This window comes from Paenibacillus sp. UASWS1643, assembly GCF_008693195.1.
Taxonomy (GTDB): Bacteria; Bacillota; Bacilli; order Paenibacillales; family Paenibacillaceae; genus Paenibacillus; species Paenibacillus amylolyticus_B.
The window spans coordinates 177,179-198,562 of the sequence record NZ_VXKZ01000104.1 but is presented as its reverse complement, the minus strand read 5'-3'; the positions used below and the strand labels follow the sequence as shown (position 1 = coordinate 198,562).

Annotated in this window: 23 protein-coding genes; 5 read left to right on the top strand and 18 right to left on the bottom strand. The window is 46.8% G+C overall.

The genetic code is table 11. The features are described from left to right. Nucleotides 1-156 precede the first annotated feature (156 nt). Entirely contained in the window at nt 157-789 is a 633-nt protein-coding gene (locus FE296_RS11655; RefSeq protein WP_150365004.1) for a GNAT family N-acetyltransferase, read from the top strand. Between the two features lie 110 nt (nt 790-899). On the opposite strand, the gene FE296_RS11650 is transcribed toward FE296_RS11655, so the two are convergent. From FE296_RS11650 to FE296_RS11635, 4 genes are all read right to left on the bottom strand, one after another. Continuing rightward, nucleotides 900-1,595 (bottom strand): 5'-methylthioadenosine/adenosylhomocysteine nucleosidase, encoded by a 696-nt coding sequence (locus tag FE296_RS11650; protein ID WP_047843701.1) that lies wholly within the window; start codon nt 1,593-1,595, stop codon nt 900-902. A 122-nt stretch (nt 1,596-1,717) separates the two neighbouring features. Beyond that, a complete protein-coding gene (gene ccpA, locus FE296_RS11645) occupies nt 1,718-2,731 on the bottom strand; it encodes a catabolite control protein A (RefSeq protein ID WP_062835383.1) in 1,014 nt (337 codons plus the stop codon). Between the two features lie 92 nt (nt 2,732-2,823). Further along, nucleotides 2,824-3,171: a bacillithiol system redox-active protein YtxJ gene (gene ytxJ, locus FE296_RS11640; RefSeq protein ID WP_036674876.1), complete on the bottom strand. Its 348-nt coding sequence runs from the start codon at nt 3,169-3,171 to the stop codon at nt 2,824-2,826. A 122-nt stretch (nt 3,172-3,293) separates the two neighbouring features. After that, a complete protein-coding gene (locus FE296_RS11635) occupies nt 3,294-3,701 on the bottom strand; it encodes a hypothetical protein (protein WP_143786476.1) in 408 nt (135 codons plus the stop codon). Between the two features lie 282 nt (nt 3,702-3,983). Here FE296_RS11635 and FE296_RS11630 point away from each other — a divergent pair, with 282 nt between their 5' ends. Continuing rightward, nucleotides 3,984-4,508: a type 1 glutamine amidotransferase domain-containing protein gene (locus tag FE296_RS11630; RefSeq protein WP_150365003.1), complete on the top strand. Its 525-nt coding sequence runs from the start codon at nt 3,984-3,986 to the stop codon at nt 4,506-4,508. A 120-nt stretch (nt 4,509-4,628) separates the two neighbouring features. On the opposite strand, the gene ptsP is transcribed toward FE296_RS11630, so the two are convergent. The 4 genes from ptsP to aroA form a co-directional block, all read right to left on the bottom strand. Next, complete coding sequence (gene ptsP / locus FE296_RS11625) at nt 4,629-6,389, bottom strand: phosphoenolpyruvate--protein phosphotransferase (protein WP_150365002.1); 1,761 nt, start codon at nt 6,387-6,389, stop codon at nt 4,629-4,631. Then, on the bottom strand, nt 6,386-8,266 hold the full coding sequence (locus tag FE296_RS11620) for a glucose PTS transporter subunit IIA (RefSeq protein WP_036674872.1): 1,881 nt from the start codon (nt 8,264-8,266) through the stop codon (nt 6,386-6,388). Before FE296_RS11620 ends, ptsP begins: the two co-directional genes overlap by 4 nt. A gap of 197 nt (nt 8,267-8,463) precedes the next feature. Then, nucleotides 8,464-8,898: a CoA-binding protein gene (locus tag FE296_RS11615; RefSeq protein ID WP_124116073.1), complete on the bottom strand. Its 435-nt coding sequence runs from the start codon at nt 8,896-8,898 to the stop codon at nt 8,464-8,466. Between the two features lie 59 nt (nt 8,899-8,957). Next, nucleotides 8,958-10,253 (bottom strand): 3-phosphoshikimate 1-carboxyvinyltransferase, encoded by a 1,296-nt coding sequence (gene aroA / locus FE296_RS11610; RefSeq protein WP_124116072.1) that lies wholly within the window; start codon nt 10,251-10,253, stop codon nt 8,958-8,960. A 105-nt stretch (nt 10,254-10,358) separates the two neighbouring features. Between aroA and FE296_RS11605 the strand changes: the two genes are divergently transcribed. Then, complete coding sequence (locus FE296_RS11605; protein WP_017687407.1) at nt 10,359-10,664, top strand: rhodanese-like domain-containing protein; 306 nt, start codon at nt 10,359-10,361, stop codon at nt 10,662-10,664. 136 nt (nt 10,665-10,800) lie between these two features. Here the strand turns inward: FE296_RS11605 and FE296_RS11600 are convergent, their stop codons facing one another. Continuing rightward, nucleotides 10,801-11,310, bottom strand: a complete 510-nt coding sequence (locus FE296_RS11600; protein WP_223868845.1) for a shikimate kinase — start codon at nt 11,308-11,310, stop codon at nt 10,801-10,803. A 374-nt stretch (nt 11,311-11,684) separates the two neighbouring features. Further along, on the bottom strand, nt 11,685-13,094 hold the full coding sequence (gndA, locus tag FE296_RS11595) for an NADP-dependent phosphogluconate dehydrogenase (protein ID WP_124116071.1): 1,410 nt from the start codon (nt 13,092-13,094) through the stop codon (nt 11,685-11,687). Nucleotides 13,095-13,358: 264 nt separating this feature from the next. Here gndA and FE296_RS11590 point away from each other — a divergent pair, with 264 nt between their 5' ends. Beyond that, nucleotides 13,359-13,964: a suppressor of fused domain protein gene (locus tag FE296_RS11590; protein WP_150365001.1), complete on the top strand. Its 606-nt coding sequence runs from the start codon at nt 13,359-13,361 to the stop codon at nt 13,962-13,964. A gap of 112 nt (nt 13,965-14,076) precedes the next feature. Here the strand turns inward: FE296_RS11590 and FE296_RS11585 are convergent, their stop codons facing one another. Both FE296_RS11585 and FE296_RS11580 read right to left on the bottom strand, forming a co-directional pair. Next, a complete protein-coding gene (locus FE296_RS11585) occupies nt 14,077-14,676 on the bottom strand; it encodes a hypothetical protein (RefSeq protein WP_150365000.1) in 600 nt (199 codons plus the stop codon). Between the two features lie 253 nt (nt 14,677-14,929). Next, complete coding sequence (locus FE296_RS11580; RefSeq protein ID WP_150364999.1) at nt 14,930-16,222, bottom strand: MFS transporter; 1,293 nt, start codon at nt 16,220-16,222, stop codon at nt 14,930-14,932. A gap of 176 nt (nt 16,223-16,398) precedes the next feature. Here FE296_RS11580 and FE296_RS11575 point away from each other — a divergent pair, with 176 nt between their 5' ends. Beyond that, on the top strand, nt 16,399-17,874 hold the full coding sequence (locus tag FE296_RS11575; RefSeq protein ID WP_047844430.1) for an aminotransferase class I/II-fold pyridoxal phosphate-dependent enzyme: 1,476 nt from the start codon (nt 16,399-16,401) through the stop codon (nt 17,872-17,874). A 206-nt stretch (nt 17,875-18,080) separates the two neighbouring features. Here FE296_RS11575 and FE296_RS11570 read toward each other — a convergent pair whose 3' ends face one another. The 6 genes from FE296_RS11570 to FE296_RS11545 form a co-directional block, all read right to left on the bottom strand. Beyond that, on the bottom strand, nt 18,081-18,398 hold the full coding sequence (locus FE296_RS11570; RefSeq protein WP_150364998.1) for a DUF1292 domain-containing protein: 318 nt from the start codon (nt 18,396-18,398) through the stop codon (nt 18,081-18,083). Nucleotides 18,399-18,495: 97 nt separating this feature from the next. Beyond that, nucleotides 18,496-19,050, bottom strand: coding sequence for a stalk domain-containing protein (locus tag FE296_RS11565; RefSeq protein WP_036614723.1), 555 nt, complete (start codon nt 19,048-19,050; stop codon nt 18,496-18,498). Between the two features lie 199 nt (nt 19,051-19,249). After that, nucleotides 19,250-19,450, bottom strand: coding sequence for a hypothetical protein (locus FE296_RS11560; protein WP_074095792.1), 201 nt, complete (start codon nt 19,448-19,450; stop codon nt 19,250-19,252). A 106-nt stretch (nt 19,451-19,556) separates the two neighbouring features. Continuing rightward, nucleotides 19,557-20,297 carry an SDR family oxidoreductase gene (locus FE296_RS11555; RefSeq protein WP_150364997.1) on the bottom strand — a complete coding sequence of 247 codons (741 nt, stop codon included), beginning with the start codon at nt 20,295-20,297 and terminating at the stop codon, nt 19,557-19,559. A gap of 17 nt (nt 20,298-20,314) precedes the next feature. Then, entirely contained in the window at nt 20,315-20,917 is a 603-nt protein-coding gene (locus FE296_RS11550) for a TetR/AcrR family transcriptional regulator (RefSeq protein ID WP_150364996.1), read from the bottom strand. A 235-nt stretch (nt 20,918-21,152) separates the two neighbouring features. Next, nucleotides 21,153-21,332, bottom strand: a complete 180-nt coding sequence (locus tag FE296_RS11545) for a hypothetical protein (protein ID WP_150364995.1) — start codon at nt 21,330-21,332, stop codon at nt 21,153-21,155. Between the last annotated feature and the right edge of the window lie 52 nt (nt 21,333-21,384).

Genomic DNA, 21,384 nt, shown 5'->3' with positions numbered 1-21,384 from the left:
TGTTAACCATACTGTATTGAATTGTGAACATTTTTTGTCTACGCAATTATAGCAAATCTTTTCAATTGTCGTCTATGGCTTTTCAATTTTTTGGATTTTTGCTATAGCGGACTTTTGGAACAACCTCTATAAGTAGGAGAGAGAGGAGCATGAACCATGGAGCATATCAAAGAACATCATATACGTTCCATCTTCAAGTCCGGCCACCGAATTACTGTTGAAGGCCCCGTGCAGGCCGAGGAGATAACCCGTCTTGCCTTCCATCCGGATCTGGATGCCTTTCGGCGACCAACGGAGCAGCAGGAAGCTCTGGCCGAGATCGCAGCATTACCTGAAGGGCGAATTATCATTGCACATGAAAATGAAACGATTATCGGTTATGTAACCTTTCACTATGCGGATGATTGTGAACGCTGGTCCGAGGGCAATATGACTGATCTGATTGAGCTTGGGGCAATCGAGGTTGCGGACGACTATCGCTCGCTTGGCATTGGACGTGAGATGTTGCTTACTGCTTTGGAAGATAAATATATGGAGAACTACATTATTTTCACCACAGAATATTATTGGCATTGGGATCTGAAGGGCAGCGGACTAAACGTATGGGATTATCGTAAAATGATGGAGAGGCTGATGGAAACGATCGACATGACCTGGTATGCAACAGACGACCCCGAAATCTGTTCACATCCTGCGAACTGTTTGATGGTGCGAATCGGAAGTCAGGTGCCGATCACATCAGAAGAACAGTTTGATCGTGTACGCTTTCGCCATCGGTTCATGTACTAATTTGATGATCTGTTCGAAAAACGATATAGATAACAAAAACCGCCTCTCGCAGCGTTGCTCCATACTTCATGGAACAGCTAATCAAAAGGCGGTTTTTCAAGTTACTTCCATTACATATTTTCTAACATATGCTCCACAATACGGTGTGAACGCTGAGAAGATTCCACGGTAAATTCAGCAAAGTTAACATGCGCCGAACCATCCGCTTTATCTGACATCCCACGCAGGACAACAAATGGTACTCGATTCATGTAACAGACCTGAGCAACTGCTGCCCCTTCCATCTCGGCACATGCACCGTCCATTTCGGTATATAACATATTAACCGTATCTTTATTTGCAATAAATTGGTCTCCAGATAACACTTTACCGATCAGGTAATTGGCTCCCTGAGCTTTACATGCTTCTTCAGCCAGTGTAATAAGCGATGCCTCGGCAGGGAATGCAGATGTCTCCTGGTAAGGAATAACCCCGCGTGCGAACCCCAGTGGCGTTACATCCATGTCGTGCTGAACACATACAGACGATATAACCATATCTCCGATGTTCAGATCGGGGTTAACTGCACCCGCAACACCTGTGAAGATAATCCGATTAACCTGAAAACGATCAATCAAGATCTGCGTCGTAACCGCTGCATTTACTTTACCTACGCCAGATTTGCACACGACAATTTGCTTGCCCAGCCACTCGCCTGCAACGTATGTAATGCCGGTTTGTTTAACCGTCTCAAGCTGCTTCATACCTGCCAGCAAAAGCTCGACTTCCTCATCCATCGCTCCGATAATCCCAATCGTTTCACGCATCTTCCGATACCTCCTGTTTTCACTTTTAACCTCATTCAGCACAAAAGCTCCGTCTCCGGAGCTTTCGCATATCCACTATGTAGAGAGAATAATGACTTCTCCCTTACTCTATATAATCCCGATTAAACTACATCCGCGTGACTTACAGACAGACGAAGAATCGTTTCATGCGGCAAAATAACCCGTGGGTTCTCCACATTTTCTTTCTTCATCAACTTGGTCAGCAAACGCATCGCTACTGCACCCAGGTCGTACATTGGCTGAGCCACTGTTGTCAACTGAGGACGCACCATGGAAGCCATACGGATGTTATCCACACTAATAATGGAGAAATCATCCGGTACTTTCAGGCCTTCATCTTGAATGCTGTGAATGGCACCAATCGCCATTTCATCTGTTGCAGCAAAGATTGCCGACGGCTTCTTCTTCAGTCCGAGGAAATATTTCATCGCTTCCACACCGGATTCATAACGATAGTTACCGATACGTACCAGATCCTCTTGGTATTCCATACCTGCTGCTTCCAGTGCTTTCTTGTAACCTTGGAAACGGGCATATCCATTCGCAGGATCTTGCAGTGTACCACTGATCATCGCAATTTCCTTGTGTCCATGACGAATCAGGGTGTTTACCGCGTCAAACGCAGCCGCCTCATGGTCAATATCCACCGAAGGGAATGTGCCCTTCTCATCACTCGTTGCACAAAGTACGATCGGCACAGCCGCAGACTGGAACGCCTGAATGTGTTCGTCCGTTACTGTTCCACCCATGAAGAGCAGTCCGTCTACTTGCTTTTCGAGCAACGTGTTAATAACACGAATTTCTTTTTCTTTCTTCTTATCTGCATTACACAAAATAATATTGTAGTGATACATATTCGCGATATCTTCAATTCCGCGGGCAATCTCCGCGAAGGTTGAGTTCGAAATATCTGGAATAACGACCCCGACCGTGGTTGTCTTCTTGCTTGCCAGACCTCTGGCTACCGCATTCGGACGATATCCCAACCGTTCGATGGCTTCATATACTTTTTTCCGCGTTTGCGGTTTGACATTAGGGTTATTATTAACTACCCGTGATACCGTTGCCATAGACACTCCAGCTTCACGTGCCACATCATAAATGGTTACCGTCACAGTACTTCTCTCCATTACCAGTAAATTTTCATACCATTTTCATTAAGATTTATATTACGACAAATTTTTGCATTAATCAATTAAAATAGGCTTTAGGACTCACTCAAAACATTCGTAAGTGTGGTTCTAGTAATATCTGAATGGGAAGTATGCCATACAGGAATTCCCTTTTTGATCAGGATTGCCTGTGGAGATTCGTGCTTAACACCCAGCTTGTCTGCTGCTTCGTTCGATACCGGGCGATCTTCCACAACATAGATGATGCCATATTTCACTTGTTCATTGGCATTGTTAAGCAAATAATCGTTCATCTCCTGATAAGCGTTCGAGCTGATCGGACAGCGCGTGCTATGCTTAAACAGAAGCAAGGGTTGATCCTTGGTAGCCTCCACTGCGGAGTTTAGCTGTTCAATACTTGTCATTTTAGTCATGTCAGCCATTAGATATACATCCCCCTTTACCAGGAATACCGCTATGTTGAGCGTTTTCACTCTTCGATATCTTAACAAAAAGTGCGCGAAAAAGCCAATTTTCATGAAAACAAGCATTTTACACGTCAAAATTAGACAGCATTTGAGAAGTACTCCTGCCACACAAATCCGGATAATTGACTTAATCTGCGCTCCGTGGTCTCAATCCACGCTGTATCACCAGACTTCGTTGCGTAACCCATAATGTCCAGCAACAAATTGATACGCTCCTCCACTGCTTGCTGCATTCGATATTCCATCTCCCGATCGGTCGCATCCGGCCAGGCCAGCAGTAACTCATGAAACAGGTCTGCCAGTTCATTACGTTCACCAAAAGATACGTCTTGCTTCACGGGCTGTTCACCCAATGTGTTAATGCATTCTGTTAAGTCCGGCTTGACCGGCGGAAGCACTTCGTAAGATACACAGTCTGTACACGCAAATACGGGTACGTTTCGAATCTCCACTTTTTTGGCGTACACCACTGTTCTTAGTTCCAACTCCATTACATGTCCACATCTGCACGACTTGCGCACCACCATCACCTCATTCGTTCTATACTCTATATAAGTACCATTCGACCTATTTCGGCTCAAATCCTGCTATAAACGAAAGGTTGCACAAATTACCACTCCCTCCAGATGAAGGTTGTCGAATGCAGGCAGTTACTGACTTGTAATCGCTTCCTCCAAACTGAATATGCACTTCCATGAAGTCCCTTGGAGAATCTGTTACAATTAAAGACGCAACAGACCTAATCACCGCAAAAAGGAGAGATGGACATGAGATTAACTGGTAAAAAAGTCATCGCTCTGGTCGATGAAGAATTCGAGGATTTGGAATTGTGGTACCCTGTGCATCGTGTTCGTGAAGAAGGTGCAGAAGTGCATCTTGCTGGAGAGAAAAAAGGAAAAACCTATATTGGCAAATACGGTGTGCCTGCTGAAGCCGAATACAGTTTCGATGAACTCGACAGTTCAGATTACGATGGCATTCTCGTGCCAGGCGGCTGGGCGCCAGACAAGCTGCGTCGTTATCCCAAAGTACTGGAGCTTGTGAAGGGAATGAATGCAGACCGGAAACCGATTGGACAGATCTGTCATGCGGGCTGGGTGCTGATTTCTGCCAAAATTTTGGACGGAGTTACAGTAACCTCTACACCAGGCATTCGGGATGACATGGAAAATGCGGGTGCTATCTGGAAAGATGAAGCCGTTGTTGTTGATGGACATATCATCTCAGCACGTCGTCCGCCTGATCTTCCACCTTATGGCAAGGCGTTCTGTGATGCACTCGCCGACAAATAAAAACAACCCCATTGTGCTCTCATGCACAGTGGGGTTGTTTTATATAACAAGTTTCCCAATAAATAATTATCACAAATGTAAATATATTAACTTAAAGGTATTTATATCCATTTTCCCTAATCACGATGCGTTCGAACCACTTTGTTCATCCGTGCTTCCCGTGGAGTCATTAAAAACTTGCAGTCGCTCCTCAATATCTCCGCTCGTCCGTAAGGCGAAGCACTTTCGCGCTTCTTCTTTGGCAGCCGATGCTGTTGTGTTGAGCACTCTGTGCTTCACACGTAACAGGGATTGTGGAGACATACTCAAGTGGCGAATGCCAAGCTCCAACCAAAGCGGAATCGCACGTTCATCCCCTGCCATCTCTCCGCACACACTGACATCAATTCCAGCCGTATGAGCCGCATCTGCTGTCGCACGAAGCATCCGCAGAACAGCCGGATGATAAGGGTGATACATATGAGCGATCTGCTCATTCATTCGATCTACTGCCAGAACATATTGAACAAGGTCGTTCGTACCAATACTGAAGAAATCAGCTTCCTCTGCGAGCAGATCAGCAATCATCACCGCTGCAGGAACTTCAATCATAATTCCCACCTGAATGTGAGGGTCGTATGATAATCCGCGCTCGTCCAGATCAGACATCGCCTCACGGAGAATCTCATTGGCCTGCTGAAGTTCTTCCACCGAAGAGATCATCGGATACATGATTTTGACATTTCCGGCAGCGCTGGCACGCAGAATGGCTGTAAGCTGTGTTTTGAACAGATCCTTGCGGTCCAGACTAATCCGAATGGCACGGTATCCCAGAAACGGATTGTCTTCCTCCGGCAGTTCAAAATAATCGAGTTGCTTGTCACCACCGATATCCAGTGTACGAATAACAACGGATTGTCCTGCTGTTTTCTCTGCCACAAGGCGGTACACCTCATACTGTTCTTGCTCACCCGGGAACGTAGCACGGTCCATATACAAGAATTCTGTTCGGAACAAACCCACACCTTTGGCTCCTTGTTTCAAAGCAAGGTCCAATTCCTTCACCGAACTGATATTGGAAGCCAAGTGCAAAACGGCCCCATCTTTGGTTACGGCATCCACGGTAGCAAGGACTTGAAGTTGTTCCTTTTTCTTCAGTTGTTTGCTGCGAAGCATGGTATACCGTTCAATTGTCTTGCGATCCGGGTCCGTAAATACCAAGCCATTGTCACCATCCACCACAAGCATATCCCCTGTCTCCACCGGCATGCCAAGACTCGCTTCCAGACCGGAAACGAGAGGAATGCCAAGGGCACGAGCCATAATCGCGGAATGTGATGTCTTCCCGCCAATCAAGGTTACAATGCCTAACACATGGGTGGGATTCAGATGCGCCAGTTGAGATGGCGACAGTTCTTTGGCAACAAGTACATACGGCTGGGTATCCGAAGGAAGTGTAATCTCCGGTGCACCGAGCAAATGCTTGAGCAGACGGTTCCCCACATCCTTGATGTCAATGGCCCGCTCCTTCATATACTCGTCTTCCAGCAAGTCAAACATCGTGACAAAATGGTCTATGGCTTCTTTGACCGCCACTTCTGCTGCTTTATATTGACGCTCAATAATACCGCGAATTTCGTTCATGAATACCGGATCTTCCAGGATTGCCAGATGTGCATCAAAGATACTGGACTCCTCTGGACCAACAACTTCCTTGAACTCATTTTTGATATATTCGATCTCATCCTTTGATGTCCGTATGCCCTCATACAACCGTTCGAACTCTTGGGCGAGATCTACCGAATCCATCTTCTGATCCGGCAGATCCCATTCCCAACTGGGCAGGACAAATGCTTTGCCGATGGCTATGCCTGCAGCTCCGTTGATGCCTTGTATCTTCATTCTACCCCTCCAACGTTCCTGTCATAGAGCACCACGGACATAACGGATGCCTGACCTTTCTTAACTTGCTTAAATGGAGCAAAACTCCATGATTTTACACGATCTGGATTCGTAATTACCATTGGTGTTGTCAGTGACGCCGCTTGCTCGCGGAGTACTGCCAGATCAAACTTGATCAACAGCTGCCCTGGCTCCACCGTATCGCCCTCCTGAACAAAAGCTTCAAAATGGCCTTTCAACTGAGAGGTATCGATGCCGATATGCAGTAACACTTCAAGCCCCTCACGGGTAGAAATACCCAAGGCATGCATGGTCGGGTACAGGTGCATAATCGTTCCGTACACGGGTGAGACCAGCTCTCCCTTTTCCGGAACAAAGGCGACACCATCACCGACAAGCTTGGCTGCAAAGATCTGATCCGGCACCTCTTCAATTGGGAGCATTTTGCCCTGAACGGGGGCACAGAACAGAACCTGTTGCAGATCTCTTTCCAGCAGCTTCGCGATTTCTTCCCGAATCAATTCCGAGTAGGTCCCGAATACCACCTGTACATTACCGCCACCCAGCTTGATTAGTCCAGCGGACCCCATACTCTTCATGGCACCCGTGTCGATCAGGCGGTCATCATGCACAGTCAGACGAAGACGTGTAATACATGCTTCAACCTGTACAATGTTACTCTTCCCACCCAATGCTTCGAGGATTAAAGGTGCCTGATAAGGAATGTTACCTACCCAATCTTCCAGCATGGAGCCCTCTTCTCGTCCTGGTGTTGGAATCTTGAACGTACGAATCGCCCATCGGAACAGAAAGTAATAAACCAGCCCATATAGTATGCCAATCGGAATGAGCTTCCAAGCATTCTCCGATAGATGGAAATTGAGTATGTAATCAATAATACCTGCGGAGTAAGAAAATCCATGCCGGATATCAAGCCAGTAACTAATCCACATGGCAACGCCGGACATCACTGCATGCACGATGAACAGATATGGTGCCGCGAACAAAAAAGCAAACTCAATCTGTTCCGATACCCCGGTTAGGAAACAAACGAGTGCCGATGTCAGAAAGGTTTTCTTGATTTTCGGTTTCAGATCTTCCCTGGCTTCCTGAATAATAGCAAAGGCTATTGCCGGAATGGCAAACATCATGATGGGAAACAAACCCGCCATAAAGAATCCTGCTGTTGGATCACCTGCAAAAAATCGGGGCAAATCCCCTTGCACAATGTTACCATCAGGCGTTTCAAACGTTCCTAACTGGAACCAAAACACATTGTTAAGCAGGTGATGAAGCCCAAAAGCAACCAGCACCCTGTATAACACTCCGTAGATGAACAGTCCAAAACCTCCGAGACTGTATTCCCAGGTAGCAATGCCGTTCAATCCATGCTGCAGGATCGGAGCGAGCCATAACATAAAACAGGAGAACAATGCCGAACAGAGTCCGACGATGAGCAAAACAAACCTTGAACCTCCAAAAAATTGTAAAATTTCAGGCAGTTTAATGCTTTTAAACCGATTATGCATCCCACCCGCAAGCGCGCCGAGTATGATTCCAATTAAGGAAGCGGGCTGAACGGTGCCATCCCCGAAGTTCCGAGTTACCTGATCATATATCACGATACCAGCCAGAGCAGCAAGTCCCGCTTGTCCGGCCTGGTTGGAGAGTCCCAGTGCTACACCGACAGCGAACAAATACGGTAAGAAATAAAAAATACCGTGTCCGGCCACGGTAGACACTTCACCGACAATATCCAATCCCCAGGCGTCCCAAGGCAGACTGCCAACACTGAGCAAAATTGCGGCGGCGGGCAGGACCATTGTAGGCAGCATTACCGCTCGTCCGAGCTGCTGCAAGGATCCGAGCCAATTCATGGCGACCTCTCCTTTCTATCCTAGATGGTAAGCTTTACGCAACGTTTTGTCAAAGTAAAAACAGTAACCAATTGGTAATTAATAACGGCAAAAATAGAACAGAAAAATCCCGTCAACTTCAAGTTAACGGGATTCAACCTATGTTCATTCAATTGGGTCAGATCAGGAGATCATCCGATCACAGGTGAACGAGCCTCTCAGCCGCGTCCAGCGCCGCGCAGAACGATGGAATCCTCTACCTTGATACAACGATTCGTTACCGCTGTCATGCCGTTCTCTGCCGCAATCTGAACCGCTTCATCACTATGGATGCCAAGCTGAAGCCACAGGACATTTGCTTTGATGGCAGCGGCGTCACGTGCTACATCCGCGCAGAACTCATCGCGACGAAACACATTGACAATGTCTACCGGCTCTGGAATATCCGCGAGTGTGGCATATACCGTCTCGCCAAGGATTTCACCTTGCACTTGTGGATTAACCGGGATGATGCGATAACCTCTGCTCTGCATGGCTTCTGCCACCATATAGGAAGTGCGATCTGATTTGTCTGATAAGCCGACGACTGCGATGTTGCCTGCCTTGCGCAAAATTTGTCCAATTTCTTCACGAGTAGGGTTGTTAAATTCCATGTTCAAGCACCATCCTTTTCTGATTAAAGTGCGTGTTCAAAAGACTGATTCTCAGTTATTTACTCTTTTACCCATTGAACGGAGGCGCCAAGCGCCTGCAAATGATCGAAATATTGCGGATAAGACTTGGCTACATGGTGTGCATCCCGAATACGAAGCGGTTCCTTGGAACGCAGACCAACGACTGTAAGCGCCATAATAACGCGATGATCGAAGTGAGCGTTAATCTCAACACCGCCTTCAACACCTTCCGGACGTCCGTGTACGATAATCTCAGCTTGACGTTCTTCAACGTTCGCTCCTGCCTTCCGCAGTTCGTTCAGGTAATCGGTGATTCGGTCACATTCCTTGTAACGCAGGTTCTCTACATTATAGAACCGTGACGTTCCTTCCGCAAACACAGCTGCGGCTACCATAGCCAAAACGGCGTCCGTCGCGGCATCCCCGTCGAATTCGATCGCTTTCAGTCTGCCATTACCTTGAACGTGTACAACGTCGTTCTCATGTGTCAATGGCACTTCCATCATGCGCAGCACGTCAACGATGGCACGTTCGCCCTGTTTGCTCTGTTCCATCAGGCGCAGAATTTTCACATCAGACTGTGTAACCGCTGCTGCTGCAAGAACCGCTGCTGATCCAGGATAATCCCCTTGTACCGTATAAGTCGTTGGCTGGTATGCCTGTCCACCTGGTACACGGAAGGACATGTAATCATCACTTGCATGGATAACGATGCCTGCCTGCTCCAGCACTTCCAGCGTCTGTCCGATAACGACCTTGGACTTAAGGTCATTCAGCACTTCAATGGTGCTGTCTTCTGCAAGCAAAGGCGTAACAAACAACAAGGCGCTTAGATATTGGGAGCTGACGGAGCCGGATACACGAATGTGTCCACCCTTGGCATTGCCACCTTTGATTGTAATCGGCAAACGTCCTTGTTCGTGCTGTACTTCTACACCCAGTTGGCCTAGCGCATCGATCAGGTCATCATGTGGACGTTTGCCCAAAGAATCCGGGTACGTATTCACAAAAGTAACTTCAGGGCAGAGCGCTGTAACACCCATCAGGAAACGAAGTACAGCACCTGCATTTCCTACATTCAATTCACGCACATCACGTGGATGACTGCCAAAGCCCTGGATCACAATCTTGCTGTCGTCTTCTTCAAGCACTGCTCCAAGATCACGAATACATCTGCGCATGGCGTCACTGTCTTCACTGTGTGCCGGGAAATGAATGGTACTTGTGCCTTCTGCCAGCGCAGCAGCCAGTAAATAGCGGGTAGTGTAGTTTTTGGAGGACAGAGCCCCGATTTCCCCGTTCAGAGTGGGGGTTGGTTTAACAATAACGTCCATGGATGAAATTCTCCTTCATTGATTATATTGTGGCCAAATTGACATTCTGTGCATCGCTTGGGTATCATTATAGCGTTAAGTCCATACAGAAAAGAGGACCTGAATATGACACAAATAGCTGAAATTGAAACGTCTGAGCTGCGCCGCCGTTTACAGGCGGGAGAGAAGCTGCAGATGATAGACGTCCGCGAGGACGATGAAGTCGCGCAAGGCATGATCGAAGGAGCCAAGCATATTCCGCTTGGACAGATTCCGGACCGACTGTCTGAGATTGAGAAGTCAGGCGAGATCGTGATCATCTGTCGTAGCGGTTACCGCAGTGAGCGTGCCTGTGAATATCTGCAGCAACTGGGATATGAAGGCTGTACAAACATGGTCGGCGGTATGCTTCAGTGGCAACAGGAAGACTAGAGAACCCCGGAGCGGAGCGAAGTCATTTGTAACCTTGTGACCTCTGCTCTGCTCCACTTCTAGAAACGGGCCTATACGGCCCGTTTTGTTATATCTGCCACCACCTATCAACCATCAAGCTTCGATGATAACAAGCTTAGACGCGGTAATGCGCTAAAATTAAACGAGTCACTTCAGCAGCGGATAACTCCGTTGTATCCACCGTATAATGTGCGAACCGATATGCGTCTTTCCGTTCTTCCATAATTGCCTGAATGCGTTCCTCTGCATTGCCTGCGAGGAGTGGACGATTGTCACAGCCACTGACACGCTCTACAATCACTGCCGGATCAGCAGTCAAGGCAACAACCCAACCATTTTTCAACATCACGTCACAATTATCCGAACGCAGCACCACGCCACCTCCGGTCGCTATGACCTGTGACTTCTTCTCCAGCATCGAGCATAACATGCGGCTCTCGGCATCACGGAAATATGTCTCTCCCTTGCCAGTGAACAGTTCCGGAATCGTACAGCCTTCCTCTTTTTCCACCGCGGCGTCTACATCAATCAATCGATAACCAAGCTCGCGTGCAAGCATGTCAGCGACGGTTGATTTGCCGGTTCCCATCATACCAATGAGAATAATATTGTTAGACTTGCTCAAGGTGTACACTCCTTTAATTCAAGCAATTCGTGAGCACTTTTGTCCTATCATAACACAGCCCTGCGGACTGGGAAAGACCATCTCCTAACCGACTTCCTTTCGACCATCCGCAAGTACTTCCAAGACAGATCAAGTAACTCCCGGCATCTAAGCCTACGTCAGATTACCCTCAAGCAGTTATGAGCCCCCAAACGTCTCAATCAGTAACCATCCCAGCAAACTAACGAACTCCAATGAACTTATTTACAGTAAAAAAGAGGCCCAGCGTTAACCGGCAATCACCGGAACGCCAAACCTCTTTTGAGCCCCTTAGCAGGCCAAAGCTCCTGCTTAAGGGCACTTTGGCCAAATCTAATAGACTTGTATATGTGGTACTACTCCATCCAGTTGTGGTGGAAGCTGCCTTCTTTGTCCACACGTTTGAATGTGTGAGCACCGAAGTAGTCACGTTGAGCTTGCAGCAAGTTGGCTGGCAGACGCTCTGTACGGTAGCTGTCGTAGTAAGAAAGAGCGCTGGAGAAGCCAGGTACCGGAACACCTTGTTTTACAGCAGCCGCTACAACTTCACGCCATGCCCCTTGATAAGACTCAACGATGTTTTGGAAGTAAGGATCCAAGAGCAAGTTTTTCAGAGCTGCGTCTTTATCATAAGCTTCCTTGATGTTTTGCAGGAACTGCGAACGGATGATGCAGCCACCACGGAAGATCATGGCAATGTTGCCGTATTTCAGATCCCAGCCATACTCGTCGGAAGCTGCACGCATTTGTGCAAATCCTTGTGCGTAGGATACGATTTTACTTGCGAAGAGGGCTTTACGCACGCTCTCGATGAACGCTTTTTTGTCGCCGGAGAACGCTTCAGTCGCTGGTCCACTCAGGATTTTGCTAGCTGCTACACGCTCGTCCTTCATGGCAGACAGGAAACGGGAGAATACGGATTCTGTAATCATGGACAATGGTACGCCGAGATCCAGCGCGCTTTGGCTTGTCCATTTACCTGTTCCTTTTTGTCCAGCCGCGTCCAGAATGACGTCAACCATTGGTTTGCCCGTTTCTGGATCGTATTTGGAGAAGATATCTGCCGTGATTTCGATCAGGTAGCTGTCCAGCTCCCCTTGATTCCATTCCGTAAAGATTGCATGAAGCTCTTCAACAGAAACGTTTAATACGGATTTGAGCAAGTGGTACGCTTCACCAATCAACTGCATGTCTCCGTACTCGATACCGTTATGCACCATTTTCACATAGTGTCCGGCACCGTCTGGTCCAATATATGTACAACATGGATCGTCACCGACTTTGGCCGAGATCGCCGTCAGGATCGGTTCAACCAGTTTATAAGCACTTTCCTGTCCACCCGGCATAATGGAAGGGCCTTTCAGTGCGCCTTCTTCACCACCGGATACACCTGTACCGATGAAACGAATGCCTTTGTCTTCCAACTCTTTGCTGCGACGTTGCGTGTCAGGGAAGTAAGCATTACCTCCATCAATGATGATGTCGCCCTCATCCAGGTGAGGAAGCAGTTGTTCAATGGTAGCGTCGGTCGCTTTGCCGGCTTGTACCATGATCAAAATTTTGCGCGGGGATTCCAGGGATGCTACGAACTCTTCAATGGAGAATGAGCCTGTCAGGTTTTTACCTTCAGCTTCTTTCAGAAGATCATTGGTTTTCTCCGGGGAACGGTTATATACCGATACTGAGAAACCTTTGCTTTCAATGTTAAGGGCCAAATTTTTGCCCATGACAGCCAGGCCAATTACGCCAATTTGTTGTTTTGTCATCTGGTCCTCCATCCTTTGCTCCAATTAATTTTATTGAAATAAATTCTCAACAATACTCCCATTTTAACGGTTTTATGTATAGAAGTGAACCCCGTGGCACAGCTACGCAACGAGAAAACACCCCAATCTGCTGAGGTGTTCATCGTATTTTCATAAATACAACCGTAAAGACAATACAACATAACAAGGTAATCCAATTATTGTATTTGTACAATGTTATAATCATATCCATGAACTCTGATCAAAAAAGGAGGAGCGTACATAATGGCGTTTGAACAACTTTCGAACGAAGAACGGTTTTCCCTGGATATTCGAAGAACATTTCTTCTGGGAGCATATATGAATGAATGGGGAATGCCGGAGCACAGGATCGTTCTTTCCAAGCCGGACAGAAACATTCATGTAGAAATCTATTACTTTCCTGCCACGGTTCATTCAGGCATCGCAAGATTTGTGACAGTTGGCTTGTCTCAGGCATGTCGTCCTTCAGGGGAGAAGGTCGCTTCCGAGTGGATGCTCGCGCTGCAATCCAATCTCGGTGGTGAGAATGTGGAGCGTGTGAATAGCTATATGGCCGATCTGATCTCCCATCACATCGAAAATGTACATGATTCAACGGTTCCACGTGTGATGAAATCAAGCGAATTAGCTCCAGCCCGATGGAATGCAACCGCCTTTCTCCTCGATGAACTGCGGGGAGAAAAAGAATCCCTCGAACAGCTCCATGTAGGTGATGAAACAATAGAGCTATTGTGGGCGGTACCCCTCACTTCTTTTGAAGCTGACCTGCTACTCAACAAAGGGGTGAACGAATTCGATCTTTGGATTGAGAACTCTGATTACTCTATTCTTGATCCTTGTCGCCCCTAAATGACAAAATGGTTTAACGACGATTGTACGTGCAAATGGCTTGTTACATAACCACAAAGCCCTGGCATGCACCAGGGCTCTTAACTCAGATTATAATCAGAAGCTTTATCCTTCATCCTTCCAGCATCAACAGATGCCCAGACAACCGTTTCAGTACTTCACGGCAGGCATTGGCTTTATCCACATTATCTACCTGAATGGCCGTATGCAGGCGCTCCAGTTCATCGTCCACTTCCATGCGCAACAACATGAGCCTTTCCTCGCCTTCACGCGAGAGGAACATTTCTTCCATCTCTTCCGCCGTAGGCGCGGGTTCCTTTTGAAAAATGACACGCTGTTTGAATCCGGAAACTTCCACGAGCCGAATGACTTCACCGAATAAAATGTTCTCCACAGTCATCTGCTGATCCTTAAACCGCTTCACAACTGCATGCCCGCGTGTATCTCCAATCAGCTTCTCCAGCCATTCTGCAAGCTTTGCATCCTTAATGATGTAATCCCCAGTCATCTTGTAGTTCCCCGTGCGTGTCTGTTGAAAGCGAAGCTTTACCAGCTTGCGGCCGGTCCGGACTGACAGTATAAAAAAGGATTCGTCCTCGCTCCAATATAGTGAATATCCCTCACGAATAAGGTCTCTGATCAAATTTTGGATATGCCGACGGTTGAACCGCAGCTCCAGATTGCAATATTCAACTTCATAACTCTTATTCACGGCACTCCCTCCATCTGTACCGGATCAACTCCGGCCCTCGTCTTCAATCGCTTCTACTCAATCGGCTTACCCTATTTTATACTTCATTTTATGTAAGGGTACTTGGTTATTTGACTATTTTTCACCGAAAGGACCGCAGGATTGCAGCTTTCCGCAGACGCACAGGGGCAAGCCCCCGATTATCGTGATATAATGGATGCGAAAAAGGGAGCTCCACAACCAAGACGGTTGGTGGAACTCCCTTTTCTTTTGCTTATTTGGCCGGAGCGGTGCGAAACGGATTGCGGGATAACACAAAGTGCACAACGGCAAGTCCTGCCATGACGATGGCACTGCCAATGAATGGGGCCGGATGGCTCACATGGTCCCACAGCAGCCCGGAAACAATAGGGCCGACAACCATGCCTGATCCCTGCAATGTAAGGAAAAATCCCCAGATCGCTCCCCGCTCTCCTTTGGGAATCAGTGTGGCTACAAAAGCATTCCAGGCGGGCAAAATCATGGCATAACTGATGCCCACCAGCATCACAACACCAAACACCACCGGAATGGATGTTATGGAGGAGAATGCGAACAGACTCGCAGCCGCCATCAAAAAACCAACGTTCAGGAACGGTTTCGTGCCAAACCTGTCTACCATTTTACCTACAGGCAGTAAGGCAATAACGGTTATTCCACCTCCCGCAATCAGCAACAAGCTGTAAAGATTTGGTGAGATGTGCAGATCTGTGCGTGTATATAGCGTGATTACTGGACTGAGCAGCCCAATGACAAACGACTGCATAAACAAGGCAGGATACACGAGGGGATTAACATTAAGTGTGCTGCGAACCCGTTGCAGTGTGCCCTTCACACTCTTTTGCAGCCGGATGAATGGCGTGAGCAGATTCGGTTTGGCTGGATATTTCCCATCACTATTCTTCACTGCTTGCTCGGTATGCTCTCCTTCAACAATGACACGTCCAGGAAGAATCATAGCCACCAGAATAACAAGAATGGCACAACCCATAAGCACGAGGAATATAGTTCGATAATCATGATGCGTGCGCTCCAGCAGCCAGTTCATGCCTATAGGTCCAAGCCCCGTTCCGCCGAGAGCAGCCATCTCCAGCGCCCCCATCGCTGTACCATTCTTGTTTTGTGGGCCTGACATCGCAGTCACACCTGTCATGGCGCAAGGCCAGAGTGGTGACGTACCAATGCCAAGAATGAGACAGGCCATGGCCAGTCCAAAGGCACTTTTGAGAAAAAGGATCATAATAACAGCGATTAAGGTACAGATTAGAGCTGTAACCATCGTTGCGCGGAACCCGATCCGTTCTGCTGCCCAGCCGGAAGGCGCCCGGAACAGATTATCTCCCAGATATTGAAGAGCAAATGCCACACCAATGACGCCTGCAGACAGACCCAGTATATTGTCCATATACACGGGCAAAACAGCTACCAACAGGGCCCCTTTGATAATTTCAACTAGAAAAAGTGTCAGCCACATCGCGATAAAAAATGGTGATCGCAAAATTTTGGCTGGTTTTGTATCGGTTTGCATTCTTTTTCCCCTTTCGGTGTTCATTTGCCTATTCCCTATCCTTAGTGTAACCGTGGGGAATGTGCCCAAATCTCGGCAATTTAAAAAATTGTCGATTATACTGTTGCATTCGGTTCTTAATTTGCTATACTCATCTTTGTTTACCAATTTTATTAGGAAGGGTTGTGACAGCACTGATGAATCACCACCGTACGCCGCTGTTTACCGCTTTAAAAAATCATGCGGCACTCAATCCGGTACAGTTTCATATTCCGGGCCATAAAAAAGGATTGGGAGCGGATACCGAATTCCGTGAATTTATTGGCGATAATGCCTTCTCCATAGATTTGATTAACATCGCACCGTTGGATGACCTGCATCAGCCAACCGGTGTCATTCAGGAAGCACAGATTTTGGCAGCAGATGCCTTCGGAGCCGATTATACCTATTTTAGTGTACAAGGCACAAGCAGTGCCATTATGACCATGATTCTGTCTGTATGTTCACCGGGTGACAAAATTATTGTGCCCCGTAATGTGCATAAATCGGTTCTGTCCGCCATTATTTTCTCAGGCGCCAAACCCGTATTTGTTTCTCCTTCACAAGATGCCAATCTGGGCATTGACCATGGAGTGACTACACAGTCCATCCGTCGCGCACTTGAGCGTCATCCGGATGCCAAGGCATTGCTTGTAATTAACCCGACCTATTACGGCGTGGTTACTGATCTAAAAGAGATTGTTGAGCTGGCACACAGCTACCAAGTCCCTGTACTTGTTGATGAAGCACATGGCGTACTTATTCATTTCCATGAGGATCTGCCGTTGTCTGCGATGGCAGCAGGTGCCGATATGGCTGCAACCAGTGTTCACAAGCTTGGTGGCTCCATGACACAGAGTTCCGTACTCAACCTGAACACGAAGAATGGGTTCGTGAATCCACAGCGTGTACAGACGATCCTGAGTCTGCTCACCTCAACATCAACTTCATACATTTTGCTTGCTTCACTCGATACATCAAGACGTAACCTGGCCCTCCACGGTCGTGAGATTGCACAGAAGGCGATTGAACTAGCTGAGTTTGCCAGACGTTCGATTAACGATATGGATGGCCTGTATTGCTTCGGTAGAGAGCTTCTGGGTACAGAAGCGACCTTCAACTATGATCCAACCAAAGTAACGATCCATGTTCGCCATCTGGGCATTACAGGGTATGAGACAGAGAACTGGCTGCGTGAACATTACAACATCGAGGTCGAACTTAGTGATATGTACAATATTCTGTGTCTCATCACGCCAGGAGATACGGATGACAGTGTCGATATCTTGCTGAACGCTTTGCAGGATCTCTCCCGTACCTATTATCAAGTGAACCCAGCCCATGAACTGGTCGTAAAAGTTCCGGATATTCCACAGTTGATGCTGACTCCACGTGATGCATTCTACGGTGATACCGAAGTGATTCCGTTTAAGGAATCCGCAGGACGTATTATCTCGGAATTCATCTATGTCTATCCGCCAGGAATTCCAATCCTGTTACCGGGTGAGGTTATCACCCAGGAAAATATCGACTACATCATCGATCATGTCGAAGTTGGATTACCCGTCAAAGGACCCGAAGATCGCAGCGTAACCAACGTTAAAGTGATCGTGGAAGCCGATGCCATTTTCTAAAACAACTCCCTTGCGCTGTGCAGGGTATAAACTTAAAGGACCAAGCCCTAGCTTGGTCCTTTATTATTTTAGGAGACAAGCGAGTTTGCATTTTCCCGTCTATTTCGTCGTTCAAACTGCTGGTGTACATGCTCGTATACCTCTTAAAAAACAACAAAAGGCCCCCTGAGATCAAGGAGCCTTCATGTTATGTTCCAAAAGAATGACTATTCTTGTGATGCAACGAGTTCGTTGTAAGCCGCTTCAACGCGGTTCCACTCATCTTCGTCTTCAATATTGTAGAGCACCATTTCCTCGTCTTCTTCTTCCATACGCAGGATGATGCCGTCAGCTTCAGGATTGTTACGTTCCAGCAGGAGCGCATAAACATGCTTCTCCACGTCAAACGTCTCCACCAAAACCATCTCCACGTCTTGGCCGTTCTCGTCTGTTAATGTGAGAAGGACTTCTTCATGCTCGTGGTCGTGGTCGTGGTCTTGCCCGCATCCGCAGCCATCGCCGTGTTCATGTGTGTGATCGCTCATTGAAATACCTCGCTTTATAAATAGAAATTGTGTAACCTTGCATATCGTAACATGTTCAATGACCCAGGTCAATTTAACTCACAGGGTAATTTCCGCTTCAATCGTTCAGCGCTGTAATGATTTTCTCCGCTACCAGGACGTAGCTGCTGTTTGCATTTTCTTTAATATGAAAGCCGACCTGATACTTGCCGGCACGACTGAAATCGTACGTAAAATCATATGTGCGGAACCAGAAGTTATCCTTCTGGGTCGTGAGCTCCTGGGACTGGATATCCTTCACCTGACCGCTCGGGTTAGTGATTGTTACTTTCACGGCAGCTACATCTGCTGTCAGACTGTCCACTTGTGAAAATACATTGAATTTCAGCTTACCTACGTTAACGTTGCCAAATACAGTGTCTCCCTTGAAGAGAAAAATATGTACATTCGGTTTGATCACCGTTACTCTCTTGTTACTGCTGTCCCATTTGACGACGCCTCCGGCTTCTCTTACAGGTACATAGGTCGTTCCATCAATGAGATAACCTCCATCAGCTGCTTCCTTGCCGTTAATGAGAACACGAATCTTCTCGTTCACCGAATCTGCAAACAATAAAGACCCGCCGAGCAAGGAGAATACCGTGACACAAAGCAATATTCGTTTCCATTTCATCCCGTCAATATTCCCTCCCCTGCTGCTAGCTGTTGTACATTTATACTGCAGATTCATCCACAAAGTTGCGCTGTTTTTCATCATTTTTCATTTTTTATCCAGAATTTTTTCCACCCCTTGGAATGCACAAAAAGAAGCGATCCTCATTAAAGGATGCCCCTGATCTATAATTGTTATATATACGGGATTATACGAAGAGTTATGAAGAAGTATGGCGGGTCAATATACAGGGAACGCCCTTGCCTAAAGCCCCTTCAATTCTCATACGTGCAGCATAATCCATGCCTCGCGTACATGGTGTCTTACATCTCTCACATACATCCGAAGTGACCAACTTCATGGATACACGAATTTTGTCACTCTTTAATGCGGGAGCTTTCTTGCCCTTTGCTTTTGCCATCCCGGATTCCCCATTTCCCCAAGTGCTTACTAGTGTAATGCATCATATGGGGATTCGCCCGGTTGTGTGTCAAACGCAATGATCAAACTTCCTGATCTCGGTTATGTTAAATAAAGCCACCATTTACCCGGATCGTCTGACCTGTAACCCATTGTGAATCCGTTCCAACCAGAAATGAAATGACACTCGCGATGTCTTCCGGCTCACCCAGACGACCAAATGCATTCATTTTACGGATTCCTTCTAGCTGCTGCTCCGTCTTGCCAACCGAGAACAACTCCGTGTTAACCGGACCTGGTGCGACTGCATTAATCGTAATTTGTTTAGAACCAAACTCCTTAGCTAGTTGACGGGTAATCTGCTCTACCGCCCCCTTGGTTCCTGCATACACGCTGTAGTTGGGAAACATCTGTCCTGTTACAGAGGTAGAAAAATTCACAATACGTCCTCCATCTTCCATATGTTTAAGCGCTTGTTGACAAGCAAAGAAAGTACCCTTCACGTTAATGGCAAACTGCTGATCAAATTCTTCCTCTGTCACTTCTGCCAAAGGGGTTGTCTTCATTATACCTGCATTATTGATTAGAATATCCACTTTGCCAAGCTCGCTGATCGTTTGGGAAAACAGACGTTCCACATCTTCCTTCCGCGCCAAATCTGCTTGCACGGTAATGGCACGAACTCCTTTTTGCCGAACAATCTCTGCTATCTCTTCTGCTTTGTCCGGACGACTTGCATAATTAATCACCACATCGGCTCCAAGCTCCGCGAGTTGCTCCGCAATTGCACGTCCAATACCTCGCGACGATCCTGTTACCAAAGCGACCTTACCTGATAATTTGTTCATTCGATCTCCCATCCTCTTCACTCATATTTGGATAAACCGTGTTCGACTAATAACCATACCTGTGCAAATTCATTATCTATCGTATCACTACGCCATTCATAGGCATGTGCCGGGTGATGGAAACGAGCCGTTGCATGAAGAATAGCCGCTGCTATTACCTGAGGATCACTGAACTTAAACTGTTGATTCCCGCGAATAATTTCGCTCAAATGGTGAATAAGATGCTCCACATGTTTGCGGATTAGATCAGCTGATTCTTGGGTAACCCGCGCATACATCTCAAATAATTCGGGATCTGACTCAGCATAATGACATTTAAGATGTATTAAGGTTTCTATATATACTTTCAGATGATGTGTACCTTCACTTGCGTTTTTCTCATCCTGGGTTACCAGAGTTAAAGGTGTGATTATTTCTTCTTCAAGCCATTGTTCAGTGACACCTTCAAGCAATGCCTTCTTGCTGACATAATGCCTGTATATCGTTCCATGACTGACTCCGAGCAATTTGGCGACATCGGTGACGGATGTTTTGGCAGCACCGAAGCGTCTTATCGTTTCCTGTGTAGCTGCAATAATCTGCTCTTTAGTGAGAAATTCAGAAGTTTTGTCTTTTACCATATTAACGAGATGGTTAACACCATCCTCTCGCCACCTCCATTGAGGTTAGATTAACACACTTGATAACAAATGACAAATATTAATTTTTGTCATTTGTTATCATTTATCATTTTAACGTCCAATGAAGTCATAACAAAAAAAGAGCCCATTAAAACTGGGCTCTCTTGCCTTACTTATCATGTATATTAAGACGCTCTACAATTGACAAAAGTTAGTATAGTCACCATTGGTGCACTTAAAAAACGTATTTAAATAATAAAAATATGACAAGGAGGATACCTCCGAGAATGAGCCAGTTGCTGATTTCATACCAAATGCTCTTGCCTCCGGACAGGTATTTCTGTTCATTCTCCTGATGTCGCTGACGGTGGGTATCGATCTCCGAGCCATGGGGTGGTTTGCTAAAATCCATCATGAGTACATTCCCCTTTCAGCAGTTTTGTGTAATCCTAATACCATTATAACCC